This window comes from Streptococcus sp. SV2 (genome assembly GCF_030440175.1).
Lineage (GTDB): Bacteria > Bacillota > Bacilli > Lactobacillales > Streptococcaceae > Streptococcus > Streptococcus raffinosi.
On sequence record NZ_JAQFJQ010000008.1, the window covers coordinates 74329 to 86757 of the forward strand.

A 12429-nucleotide genomic window follows, 5' to 3' on the forward strand; every position below is an offset into this window, starting at 1 on the left:
TTTCTATTCCGGATTTTGGTTTAAAATTTATCTTTAGTGTCATTCTCAGTTGAGAAGGTCATATCTTTTGCCTTACCATCACCACTAAGGATAACTTTTTTATCCTTCTTGGTAACTTTTAGCTCTTGTCCTTTTTTCACATTAAGACCATCAATATCAACATCTTTGTTGACAGAAGTAATAGTCATCTTATGCCCTAAACGACTAACCTTCCCTTTAAAGAGGGTCGTTGTAGTTTCACCTGTCTTGGAATCATACTTTTGACCACTATCTTTAGCAGCCTTTTCAAGAGCTTCATCAAGTTCTTTCTCTATGGTTTCCTCACTGTAATAATTTTCGAAGGATTCTCCATAAAGGTCTTTAAATAAATCGCCAAAGGTTGAAAAGGTCTTTTGAACTCTCTCACGGTAGTCTTTGATATAGGTTTCCTTGTCAAACGTAAAGCTTGCAGTCACCTTCGCATTGCTACCCTTTGCCTTCATGGTTACAGCAGTTTTTGTAATATATTTTTCAAGTTCTTTACTATCCACATCGGTCAAACCTTCGGTCATACTTGAACTATATTCTCTACCTAGAGAACTGCTGTACCACTTACCGTCAATATTGCCTGTCACATAACGGTAGCCCGTAAAGCCACCAACACTTAATAGGATAAGAGCTACGGCTGAAAGAACAGAAATTATGATAAATTTTTTCTTTTTAGCATCTAAGCCTTTTTTAGGAGCCATATTGGTCACAGCTGCTTGCCCTTCTGGAAAAGCAACTGTCGCTGGTGTAGCTGTTATTGGTGTTCCTTCAATTGATGCAGGATTAGCATTTGTCTCAACGATTTCTGCCTCAACCTTAATGGGTTCAGCCGTAGCTGTTTCTTCTGCTTTAACTGGCTCCTCATTAACAAACTCTCCAGCCTTCAAAGCATCCGCCATCTCCTGCACACTCGGCTTACGTCCATTCACCGTTTCAAAATAGTCCAACCATTCCGCTCTTGTCATCTATATTCCCCTTTAATTACATTTTTAATTTATTTTCTGGTAAAGTTAATGTCACCAAATTCACTGTGTGCTTTGATGACAAAGCCACCATTGTTAGGTGTATAGTCTAATACGTCACCTTTTTTAAAGACATCTGAATCTCCAGCACTAGCTATTGTGATTGTTTGATCCCAACGGTTTATGTCACCCATGAAAGCAGTTGTTGTTACTTGACCTGTTTTAGAATCGTAAGTATAACTCTTGGGAAGTTCTTTTTTTATCGTCGAATCAAACTGTTTGTAGTAATCTTTTTCTGACAATGAATAACTATCAAACACCTCTGAGAATTCCTCCCCGTACTGACCTTTCAGTTCATTGACCCTACTCTTGTAAGCCTCATAAAGACCTTTTCGATTATAGATAAAACTCACCTCTAATCGGGCTTTATTATCAGTAATGCTCATCGCTGTATTGATATCAGTGATAAGGTTTTGCCCCTGTGGTAAGGCATTACTGATCTTTTGCTTAGCATTGGCAGTATCTTTTAGAGTAGCCAACATTTTCTCGCTAAAAGTCGGGCTTATCCAATCACCCTCAATACTAGCTGCTTGATATCGGTAGCCCATTACCGCAAAAACAATCAAAAGTATGGTGAGTATTGCTGCAATTACACCTGATACCATTCCCAAAATGTTCTTTGAAGTTACTGGCGCTTTTGATTCGTTCATCTTTTGACTGGGATTGAATTGAACACTCACTACCCTATCAGCATCAAACTCTCTAAACTTATTAGTCGCTCTATTCCCTTCTATGGAGGCCCTTGGAGGCCTCGTTTCACGAGGCTCTGTATCACCCAAACTAAGCCCTTCTTCTTTTGTCATAGGAATCTCCTTATTTTGCTGTAAGGCTATTATAACAATTCTTAAAGCGATTTGCTATCTTATTCAGGGAAGTTCTTAATTTTTAATTTAGGTAAACACTCTAATCTAATAGCTTTTTAGCCAAAAAAAGTAGCCCTTATGGAGCTACTTTAGTTCATCGTCTACCCTTTATAATCAAAAGCAGTTTCGATAATTTCTTTCAATTCTGAAATAAGTGGTTCTTTTGGATTAGCTGTTGTACATTGGTCTTCATAAGCATGTTCAGCCAAAGTATAAGCAGTGTCCTGAAGAAGTTTCTTAGTGACGCCTTGTCCTTTCCAGTTCATGTCAATTCCAACAGCAAGTCCTAATTCATAGACTTTTTTAGCCAATACTTCAACCAACTCAGCATCTGATTGCTTGTCAGTTCCCCATCCCATGTAACGAGCAATATCTGCGTAATCCTTGTCTGCACGGAAGTAATCATATTTAGGGAACATCGCATGTTTTTGAGGATCACGTCCATTGTAGCGGATAACGTGTGGCAAGAGGATAGCATTCGTACGTCCGTGTGGAATATTGTACATTGGACCAACCTTATGCGCTAATGAGTGACTAATACCAAGGAAGGCATTTGCAAAAGCCATACCTGCAATGGTTGATGCATTATGCATCTTTTCACGTGATTCTTCATCAGCAAAACGATAAGAATGTTCTAGATTTTCAAAGACGAGTTTGATAGCTTGAAGAGACAATCCACGTGTATAATCACTTGCCATTACTGACACATAAGATTCAATAGCGTGAGTCAAAACGTCCATACCTGTATCAGCAGTAACGCTAGCAGGCACACTCATAACCAAGGCTGGGTCAACAATGGCAATGTCTGGAGTCAAAGCATAGTCAGCCAATGGATACTTGATATGTGTTTCACTGTCAGTGATAACTGCAAATGATGTTACTTCTGAACCTGTTCCTGAAGTAGTTGGAATACAAATAAATGTTGTTTTTTCTGCATAAGGAATCTTGTAGGTACGTTTACGGATATCCAAGAATTTTTGCTTAGCTCCAAAGAAGCTTACATCTGGGTGTTCGAAGAACATCCACATTGCCTTAGCGGCATCCATTGCAGAACCACCACCAAGGGCGATGATAACATCTGGTTGGAAGTCTACAAAGCGTTCCAAACCTTTATAAACTGTATTTGTAGATGGGTTTGGTTCAACATCTGAGAAGACTTCAATCAATGGGTCATTGTGGTTAAGTTCCAATTGTCGTTTAACCAAATTTGCATAACCAAACTGAACCATACCTGGGTCGCAGACCAACATAACACGTTCAGCCTTGATGTGACGCAAATAAGTTATTGAGTCTTTTTCAAAGAAAATTTTTGGTGGGACACGAAACCACTGCATGTTATTGCGGCGCTTTGACAGTGTTTTAATATTAAGAAGGTCAAATGAGCTAACATTATGAGAAATTGAGTTGTGACCGTGTGAACCACATCCAAGAGTCAATGATGGAATCATATTGTTGTAGATATTACCGATACCACCTTCAGATGATGGGCTATTTACCAATACACGGCAGGCTTTCATGCGAATACCAAATTGGAGTTGAAGGTCTTCATTTTCAGTATGGATAACAGCTGTATGTCCGAGGCCACCTAAGTTAAGCATCCCTTCTGCTTTGGCAAATCCATCTTCAACACCATTAGATTTGATAAGAGCGAGTACTGGAGACAATTTTTCCAAGGCAAGTGGGTGTTCCATAGTTGCATCTGGAATTTCTGCCAAAAGCATTTTTGTACCTGCAGGAACTTTGATACCAGCTTTTTCTGCAATTTCAACAGCTGAGTGACCAACAATCGCTCCGTTTACAGCTGTACGTGCTTCGTTAAGAACGGCTTTTTCCAATTTAGCAATATCAGCTTTTTTAGAGATAATCACACATTGATGGGCTTCAAATTCAGCCTTAACTTCATCATAAACAGCAGCATCAACGATTGCTCCTTGTTCAGAGGCACAAATCATACCATTATCAAACGTTTTTGAAACAATGATATCATTAACAGCACGTTTAATTTTAGCATCAGCTGCAATGTAGGCAGGAACGTTACCAGCACCTACACCAAGGGCAGGTTTACCAGTTGAATACGCAGCCTTAACCATACCAGGTCCACCAGTCGCAAGAACGGTAGCAATCTTTGGATGGTTCATCAAAAGACCAGTTGCTTCAATAGATGGCTCTTCAATCCACTGGATACAGTTCTTAGGTGCACCTGCTTCAATCGCTGCATCACGAACGATACGAGCAGCTTCTGCAGATGATTTTTGAGCTGAAGGGTGGAAGGCAAAGACGATAGAATTACGTGTTTTCAATGCAATCAAGGCTTTGAAAATCGTTGTTGAAGTTGGGTTAGTTGTTGGTGTTACCCCACAGATAACCCCAACTGGCTCAGCGATAGAAACCAAACCTTGTTCTTTATCTTCAGCAATAACGCCTACAGTTTTATCATATTTAATACTATTCCAAATGTATTCAGAAGCATACATGTTCTTGATGGCTTTATCTTCGTAAATACCGCGCCCTGTTTCATCAACGGCCAATTTTGCCAAATACATGTGTTTATCTAGAGCAGCAATCGCAGCATGGTGAACAATATGGTCCACTTGCTCCTGCGTGAAGTTAGCCATAGCATCAAGGGCTTCAACCCCTTTTGTTGCCAATTCATCTATTACTGTTTGAACATCTTTAGTTTGTTTAGTCATATGAAACTCCTTTGAATACTTGTTAAAAACTTCACAAGCTTTAACACAAGTATATTATAGCGTTTTCTAGTCGTTATGTAAACCCTTACAATGACAAAAATAAAGAAATCCATCCAATTTTGGACAGATTTCATCATTATTACCAAATAATCACACGATCTTCTGGGGCACGCCACATGCCGTCGCCTTCTTTGACGTCAAATTCCTTGTGGAATTCGTCGAAGTTGCTCACGATAACATTGGTGCGCCATTTAGCAGGAGCGTGTACATCCACGCTGGCCAGCATTTGCATGTATTCTTCACGCGCCTTCATACGCCAAATCGTCGCAAAATTAACAAAGAACTCACGAACTGAAAAATCCTTATCTCGTTTAGCGGCCTCTAAGGCACAGGCTACACCACCGAGGTCAGCAACATTCTCAGAAACAGTCAATTTACCATTGACCTTGGCACCATAAGAATCCAAGCCCTCAAACTGATCAACAATCTTGTCAGTACGTTCCTTAAAGGCTGCATAGTCTTCTTCAGTCCACCAGTTCTTAAGACTACCATTCTCATCAAAGGAAGCTCCGTTTGTATCAAAGGCATGGGAAATCTCGTGAGCAATGACAGCACCAATACCACCGTAGTTGGCTGATGACGATTGGTGAAGGTCATAGAAAGGTGCTTGAAGGATAGCTGCTGGGAAAACAATTTGGTTCTGCTGTGGATCATAGTAAGCATTAACCATGTGGGCAGGCATATGCCACTCACTACGATCAACAGGTTGATTCCACTTGCTCCAACTATGTGCAACTGAAATTTCGACTAACTTCTGTGCATTCTCAACAAGTGACAAGTTCTCATCAATAATCTTCTTATCATATGTCTCAGGTAGTTTTTCTGGATAACCGATATGAGGTGTGATGACATTGAGTTTCGTAATAGCCTTTTCACGTGTCTCAGGAGCCAACCAATCTGCTGTTTGAAGGCGTGATTTATAAACATCAATCATAGTTGCCACCTTCGCTTCAACGTCTGCCTTAGCTTCTGGAGAGAATTTTTCACCAGCATACCAAAGTCCTAAAGCCTGATTGTAAGGGCCTTGTGCCAAATAGTAGGCTGCTTTTTTCTTTTCCATGGCTTGTGGTGTTCCTGAAAGCGCACGACCATATTTTCCAGCCAAGATACGAAGCTCGTCTGTCAAATAGGCATTCCAAGATGTAGCAGCATCGATAAGTAAGTCCGCCTTAAGCAACTCCCAATTTGCTTCTGAGTAATATTCCTCTGCAAATTCTGTCCAGAAGCGTTCTTCAGGAACGATAACTTTATCAGGAACTTGGCCCAAGATTTCTGTGAAGATGTTATCAAGTGGGAGTTCCGGTGCTAGCTTGGTAAAGTCTTCCCAATCATATGGGTGGTAGAGTTCTACATACTCAGAAGATTCTTCACTCGAAAGGACATACTTGGCTAACTTAGCATCAAGAGCGATAACCTTGTCCAAGGTATCTTTGATTTCTTCAACTGTAAAGCCATATTTCTCTAGGAGTTCTTCTTGAGTCTCACGCCAGATTCCCAAAAGCTCCTTGCCCTTTTCATTATCCTCAGTGTAATAGGTTGTATCAGGCAAAATAATACGTGGTGCTTCAGCCCAGAGGACATTTAATTGAGCATTCATAAAGTCTGGAGATACACCGAACGGGAACGCATTGGGCTTTCCAGACATCTCATAGTCAGCAATTTTCGAAGCAAATTCTGAGAATGAGGAAAGCTTCTTGTATTCTTCAATCAAAGGCTTGACAGGCTCGATACCCACTGCCTCACGTTTGTCAAAGTCCGCAGCCATACGGTGAAACTTAATGAAGTTTTGTAGAATAGGATTGTCAGGAATATTCTCTCCCGCCAACCACTGATCCGTTGTTTCAAGCATGAGGTTTTCTATTTCATCTGCTAAATCTGAGAAACCACCTGTACGAGGCTTATCATCGGGAATCACTGCTGTCTTTTCCCACTCACCATTAATCGCATGGTAAAAATCATCTTGTAAGCGTGTCATTACACTTCCTCCATCAACATTAAAAGTGCTTTCATTATAACAAAATTCCCCAGCAAAAGCATTTGCCGAGGAAAAATTGGCTTATTTAACTAGGATTGCCAAGGTTTGATATGGTTTAAGAACTACCTTTTCAGCAAGCTCTGCATCGTCATAGTTTGACAAGAGCACGCGCCCTGACTGATATTCTGCTAGAATCGCCACTTCAGCTTCACTTCCATAGAAATGATTGAGTACCAAGAGTTTTTGACCGTCTAAGTGGCGTTCAAAGGCGTAGACCTGCTTGCTATCTTCAAATGCTGGCTGATAGCTTCCTTCTGAAATGATAGGCATTTCTTTACGCAAGCGAATCAATTATTTATAGAAATTAAAGATTGGTCCGTTTTGAATCTCCTTTTCTTTTTTGACAATATCTGATTGACTTGATAAACTAATTGTAAACGATTGCAAATTTGTCTGCAAGTGTTCCGGGATTTTTTACCCATATTTTTTAAAAAAAACAATAGTTGTATGCTTTTTTGCCAACAAATAAGGAGAGCAATGAAAAAATACCAGGTTATTTATAAAGATTTAGAAAAATCTATTCATAGCAAAGAATATCAAGTTGGAGACTTTCTACCCACCGAGCAAGAATTAGTAGAAACTTTCCAAGTTAGTCGAGACACCATACGAAAGGCATTGGCTTTACTCGTTGAAGAGGGCCTGGTTAAAAAGATTCATGGATCAGGCTCTCAAGTTATTAGTCAAGAACAAGTGAACTTCCCTGTATCTTACTTAACCAGTTACCAAGAGCTCATAAAACAACAAGGCATTAAATCACAAACCAACGTTATCTCTCTAGATAAAATCATCGTTGACACCAATCTCTCAGAAAAAACTGGATTTTCAAAAAGCCAACAGGTTTGGCGTCTTATTCGTCAAAGAGTAGTTGATGGTTGTGCTCTGTCGTTGATATTAATTACCTAGATGCGAGACTTATGCCTCAACTCAACCGCAGCATCGCTGAGAACTCCATCTATGATTATCTTGAGAATCAGCTCCACCTTAGCATTTCTCATGCCTTTAAAGAAATCACCATTGATAACATTACCGAGCAAGACAAAATCCTCATCGATATCGGCAAAGATCATCACGTCGTCTGCATACGCTCAAAAGTTTATCTGGATAATGGAAATCAGTTTCAGTTCACTGAAAGCCGACACAAACTTGAAAAGTTCAAATTTGTCGATTATGCCAAGCGTCATCACTGAAGATATAGAACCAACCAACATAAAAAGTATCGGACACATAAGCATCCGATACTTTTTAGTTTTTACGAATAGGATCTGATAAATACTCAGCACGAGCACCACCAATCAACTTAGGACGACTCGCTAAGGCAGTCACATGAGCTCCACCCAGTTCTGAAGTAATGGGGCGAAGAGGAACTTGAACTCTCTTCACATGCATACCAATAGATGTATCCCCAATATCAATACCAGCCTGAGCCACTATCTCTTCCACCTCAACAGGATCCTTCATGTAATCAAAAGCAGCCAACTGACCACTTCCACCGGCATGCAAAGTTGGAAGCACATTGACAATTTCCAAATCTTTAGCCAAAGCAAGCTCACGCTCAACGACCAAAGCACGATTCAAATGTTCACAACCTTGCACAGCCAAGTAAATCCCTTTCGGTTCCAAAACCCCAAGAATAGTCTTCACAATTCGTTGACCAATTTCACGGCTAGAGGCTTTGCCGATAGTTCCACCAGCAACCTCACTGGACGATAAACCCAAAACAAAGATAGCTCCCCGCTTAATTGCAGATCGTTCAACAATATCTTCCACTAATACCCGTGTCTTCTCTTCTAAATCTAACAACATCACAAGCCTCCCTTAAACAACGGCCGTATTTAGGATTCGCACAATAAGATAATATAGAATCACAAAAAAGATAAGGAAAAATGCCCCTAACAGTAGCAACTGCATCCGACGTTTCCTACTTAAGTCCCAAGAAAAACCAAATCCCGTCAAAAAAGGACCAAAACTATAACTAAGCATAAACCATAGGTCTACACGCGCCATATGCCAAAAAGATGAAATAAAGGCCACCAAACCTATTAAGGATAAAATCCAAGAATAGTCCCAACGATCTGATTTAGCAAAAGCCAAACCAATTAAGAAACAACCCAAGGCAGGCATAATAATAAATGATAGGGTCATAAAATAAAACATGCCATTATTATAGCATGTTTTAAAGATTCATGTTAGTGGCGGTTAATAACACCATAAGCAATTGTGAACGCAATAGCAGCAATTCCCACAACGATTGCCATGATACTCCAAAAAATGGTCATAGCACGACGTCCCTTGCGATTGTTGAAAGGAAGGCCCCAACCAATCATGATAACGCCTAGTAAACCGAGCCATACTTTATAAGTGACAACAATAGCCCCATCAAAGTAAGCAAAAGCAACCAAGCCTAAACCTAACAAGGAAATCAAATAAGACCACTTCCCCTTCAAAAATGAAGGCAAGGCCCAACCAAATAACAATAAACCAAGTAGAGCAAGAGCTCCACCACCAAAAAATACAGGTACAATATAATTATCAAACATATTCATATTATAGCATATCTTAAAAAGTTAGGAAATAGAATCTATCAACCAAAGCCATATCCGCTCTTAAAAATTTGTTTGCTCTCAATCACAGATCGATTCGCAGTAGCCAACTATTTGTTCCCGTACAAAAAAACAAGATCCGGGAAGAATCGTGTTGGACATTCTAGAGGTAGTCGAGTAACACAAATTTATTTACACGTTACACAGAAAACTAAAAACACAATCACTCCAATGATTGATCAATTGACAAAATAAGCAAAATTTTGCTACATCTATGATCAAAACAGACTGAAATTTATAAATCGGGGGCAAAATGGGGGCAAAACATAAGAAAAAGGCTTGTCCATATTGGACAAACCCTTTATTTTCAAGCTTATATAACCTAATTAAGCTTTGTTTGCTGAACCGAATACGTCGATACGTTCTTCAACAGCTGCTGTAATTGCTTCGAAACCAGGTTTCAAGAATTTACGTGGGTCAAAGAGTTTCTTCTTGTCGTATTCTGCTTCATTTGCTTCATATTCAGCAACAAATTTACGTGTTGCTTTAGCAAATGCGATTTGACATTCAGTGTTAACGTTAACTTTAGCAACACCAAGTTTGATAGCTGCTTGGATTTGATCATCAGGAATACCTGATCCACCGTGCAATACGATTGGGAAGTTAGGTACAGCTTCTGTCAATTTTTGCAAGTGATCAAGGTGAAGACCATTCCAGTTTTCTGGGTAAGGACCGTGGATGTTACCGATACCTGCTGCAAGGAAGTCGATACCAGTTGCAACCATAGCTTTAGCATCTTCGATTGGTGCCAATTCACCGTCACCGATGATACCATCTTCTTCACCACCGATTGTACCAACTTCAGCTTCAACTGATACACCGTTAGCATGTGCAAATTCAACAACTTTAGCTGCTTTTTCAAGGTTTTCTTCAACTGGAAGGTGAGATCCATCGAACATAACTGAAGTGTATCCTTCACGAATACATTCCAAAGCATCGTTGTAATGACCGTGGTCAAGGTGAATAGCAACTGGTACAGTGATACCCATTGATTCTACCAAATCTTCGATAAGAGCTTTACACAATTTGTAACCACCCATGTACTTAGCAGCACCCATTGAAGTTTGGATAAGCACTGGAGCTTGTTTAGCTTCTGCTGCACGCAAGATAGCTTGAGTCCACTCAAGGTTGTTTGTGTTAAATCCACCGACTGCGTAACCATTGTCACGAGCTGCTTGGACAAATTTTTCTGCTGAAACGATTGCCATTATAAAGGCCTCCTATATTTTTTTGGGTTTGAACCCGTTTACATGTTTATTCTATCACAATTAGATTCAAAAAACTAGCTTTTCTACAATTTGTAAGCGTTTTGATTTTTTAATACAAAAAAACCAGTCAACCGACTGGTTACTCTGCGGAAAGAGGGACTTGAACCCTCACGACCTAAAGCGGTCACAGGATCCTTAGTCCTGCGCGTCTGCCAATTCCGCCATTTCCGCTAACAACATTAACTATTATATCAAGTCTGACAAATTGTGTCAACACTTTTTGAAAAGTTTTTAACTAAACTTTCCATTGCCTCATTCGAAACAACTATTACATAATACCATTTGTTGTCGAGTATCGTCAATACTTTTTCAACGATTTTTTAATATTTCACTCCAAAATTTATAGAAACCTTCAAGTTCAATCAAAAACTAATCGAATTGTACTTTCAATGCTTTCAGCTTCTCTTTAAGAGGAGCTAAGTAAATTTCTTCTCCAAAACCACGTGATTTTAAACCATCCTCTGCACAAACCAATAACGCTTCTGTTAAAGGGAAAATCAATTTAAGGTCTGTATCAGAAATATCCTTTTTCGAAAATAAACGACGAATTCTTGGATAATCAAAGTCAAAAGCTTCAAAAAATGGGGAATCTTTTAAAATATTTTCTAAACGTACTAAATTGACTAACAGCCCCAGATGAAAGGCTGCTGGTGCGAAAGTCGCTGAAAAAGGTTGCGTACAAACACTTCGAAACTCAATAGTTCCTCTAGTCGTTAAATCTTGAAATTGATAAGATCGATGCGTTTTAAAGTCGTCCTCACTCGGCTTAATCGAAACTTCTTTACCATGAATAGACCAGGCTTGAATAGCTGATTTATTCAAATAGTCTTTAGCTCGTATCGGTTCAAAATAGTAGGTTTCCTCAGCCCGTTTTGCAGTAAAAATAGCTGTCTCAGATAAATAAGAAAAATAATCATCTTCATTCTTGAACACTCTTGGGAAAATCCCGGCATTTTCTTCAAAGACACCATGCATGGAATTCTCCCAAAAAACATCCCTCGAAATTGCTAAATCCCAATCAGAACCCCAAAATTCCGAATTAGCAAATAATACCGCTTTAGGACCCTCGATCTGATTAAAAGCGTTGAGAACTCTTAAATAGGAAATCTTGGAGACATCCAACTGCACTTGACTCCCACAGATAAAAGACCCATATTCCGGGTAATTATGGAAGAAGGGATTATTTTTGGCTTTAGAAAGCTCAAGAAAATCCATAAGCATCTCATAACGAGGTGATTTTACCGGACTATTATCATTTTTAGCCCAGTTAGGATTAACTCCCCAACCTTGCAACTCATGGTTATGATTACGAAGGTATGGTTGAATCATACTAAGATAAGTATCCAGACGTTCTTCAACCTCAGCAATCCGACTAGCCTTGGTAAATGCGAATTCAATCGTATTATATGAGACTTCGAAAAGAATCATATCTCCAGAAGCTTGCTCAATAAGCTGAATAGGATTATTATCAGAATCAAATTTATCTGCTTTAAAACCAAAATTATCAATAAGATAGATTAAAAGTTGTTTTGTAAGAGAGACATCCGTAGCGTTCCCGCTCAAATTAACAACAGGGTATTCCAACTCGATTCCTACAAATAGTCCGGGTTGTTCCTTGATTGGCAAATAATACCTTTGTTTAAGAAGTTCCTTGGCTGTTGTCAAAATAATATTCCCCTTTTAAAAATAAGTTTATCCCATTATATCAAAATATTCAGACGATTTATAGACTAAAAAGGCTCTATAATTTCTGTAGTGGGTAAAATCACTATAGAGATTATAGAGCTTTTTGAATGCAGACAAAAAGTCCCATAAGAACTATAATGAAAAGCAACCAAACCATCATTAGGAAGAACTTATGAGA

General features: G+C 39.3%; 8 protein-coding genes, 1 tRNA gene and 3 pseudogenes. 1 reads left to right on the forward strand and 11 read right to left on the reverse strand.

Translation table 11 applies throughout. The annotated features are described in order from the left end of the window. Nucleotides 1-20: 20 nt before the first annotated feature. The 5 genes and pseudogenes from PCY14_RS06255 to PCY14_RS06275 all read right to left on the reverse strand — a co-directional run. Entirely contained in the window at nucleotides 21-992 is a 972-nt protein-coding gene (locus PCY14_RS06255) for a hypothetical protein (protein ID WP_293919787.1), read from the reverse strand. 29 nt (nucleotides 993-1021) lie between these two features. Further along, nucleotides 1022-1852 carry a hypothetical protein gene (locus PCY14_RS06260; RefSeq protein ID WP_293919785.1) on the reverse strand — a complete coding sequence of 277 codons (831 nt, stop codon included), beginning with the start codon at nucleotides 1850-1852 and terminating at the stop codon, nucleotides 1022-1024. 161 nt (nucleotides 1853-2013) lie between these two features. Beyond that, nucleotides 2014-4623 (reverse strand): annotated as a pseudogene (adhE, locus tag PCY14_RS06265) (bifunctional acetaldehyde-CoA/alcohol dehydrogenase); the annotation flags it as partial. Between the two features lie 118 nt (nucleotides 4624-4741). Continuing rightward, a complete protein-coding gene (locus PCY14_RS06270; protein WP_164376588.1) occupies nucleotides 4742-6637 on the reverse strand; it encodes a M13 family metallopeptidase in 1896 nt (631 codons plus the stop codon). Nucleotides 6638-6718: 81 nt separating this feature from the next. After that, nucleotides 6719-7033: pseudogene (locus PCY14_RS06275) on the reverse strand (DUF3459 domain-containing protein); the annotation flags it as partial. 141 nt (nucleotides 7034-7174) lie between these two features. Here PCY14_RS06275 and treR point away from each other — a divergent pair. Beyond that, a pseudogene (gene treR, locus PCY14_RS06280) lies at nucleotides 7175-7884 on the forward strand (trehalose operon repressor). Nucleotides 7885-7939: 55 nt separating this feature from the next. Here the strand turns inward: treR and PCY14_RS06285 are convergent. The 6 genes from PCY14_RS06285 to PCY14_RS06310 all read right to left on the reverse strand — a co-directional run bounded on the left by PCY14_RS06285 (nucleotide 7940) and on the right by PCY14_RS06310 (nucleotide 12230). After that, nucleotides 7940-8500, reverse strand: a complete 561-nt coding sequence (locus tag PCY14_RS06285) for a TIGR01440 family protein (RefSeq protein ID WP_021146594.1) — start codon at nucleotides 8498-8500, stop codon at nucleotides 7940-7942. Between the two features lie 12 nt (nucleotides 8501-8512). After that, the gene (locus PCY14_RS06290) at nucleotides 8513-8851 is read right to left on the reverse strand and encodes a hypothetical protein (RefSeq protein ID WP_008536082.1); all 339 of its coding nucleotides are present in this window, start codon (nucleotides 8849-8851) and stop codon (nucleotides 8513-8515) included. A gap of 32 nt (nucleotides 8852-8883) precedes the next feature. Continuing rightward, the gene (locus tag PCY14_RS06295; RefSeq protein ID WP_002887526.1) at nucleotides 8884-9240 is read right to left on the reverse strand and encodes a hypothetical protein; all 357 of its coding nucleotides are present in this window, start codon (nucleotides 9238-9240) and stop codon (nucleotides 8884-8886) included. Nucleotides 9241-9623: 383 nt separating this feature from the next. After that, the gene (locus PCY14_RS06300) at nucleotides 9624-10505 is read right to left on the reverse strand and encodes a class II fructose-bisphosphate aldolase (protein ID WP_002887525.1); all 882 of its coding nucleotides are present in this window, start codon (nucleotides 10503-10505) and stop codon (nucleotides 9624-9626) included. A gap of 145 nt (nucleotides 10506-10650) precedes the next feature. After that, nucleotides 10651-10736: transfer RNA gene (locus PCY14_RS06305), tRNA-Leu, on the reverse strand. Nucleotides 10737-10934: 198 nt separating this feature from the next. After that, entirely contained in the window at nucleotides 10935-12230 is a 1296-nt protein-coding gene (locus PCY14_RS06310; protein WP_301363253.1) for a gamma-glutamylcysteine synthetase, read from the reverse strand. Between the last annotated feature and the right edge of the window lie 199 nt (nucleotides 12231-12429).

What these genes read in the sequence shown, in the direction of transcription:
- PCY14_RS06255 (WP_293919787.1), bottom strand. Translation starts at nt 992, where the DNA reads ATGACAAGAGCGGAATGGTTGGACTATTTTGAAACGGTGAATGGACGT.
- PCY14_RS06260 (WP_293919785.1), bottom strand. Translation starts at nt 1,852, where the DNA reads ATGACAAAAGAAGAAGGGCTTAGTTTGGGTGATACAGAGCCTCGTGAA.
- PCY14_RS06270 (WP_164376588.1), bottom strand. Translation starts at nt 6,637, where the DNA reads ATGACACGCTTACAAGATGATTTTTACCATGCGATTAATGGTGAGTGG.
- PCY14_RS06285 (WP_021146594.1), bottom strand. Translation starts at nt 8,500, where the DNA reads ATGTTGTTAGATTTAGAAGAGAAGACACGGGTATTAGTGGAAGATATT.
- PCY14_RS06290 (WP_008536082.1), bottom strand. Translation starts at nt 8,851, where the DNA reads ATGTTTTATTTTATGACCCTATCATTTATTATTATGCCTGCCTTGGGT.
- PCY14_RS06295 (WP_002887526.1), bottom strand. Translation starts at nt 9,240, where the DNA reads ATGAATATGTTTGATAATTATATTGTACCTGTATTTTTTGGTGGTGGA.
- PCY14_RS06300 (WP_002887525.1), bottom strand. Translation starts at nt 10,505, where the DNA reads ATGGCAATCGTTTCAGCAGAAAAATTTGTCCAAGCAGCTCGTGACAAT.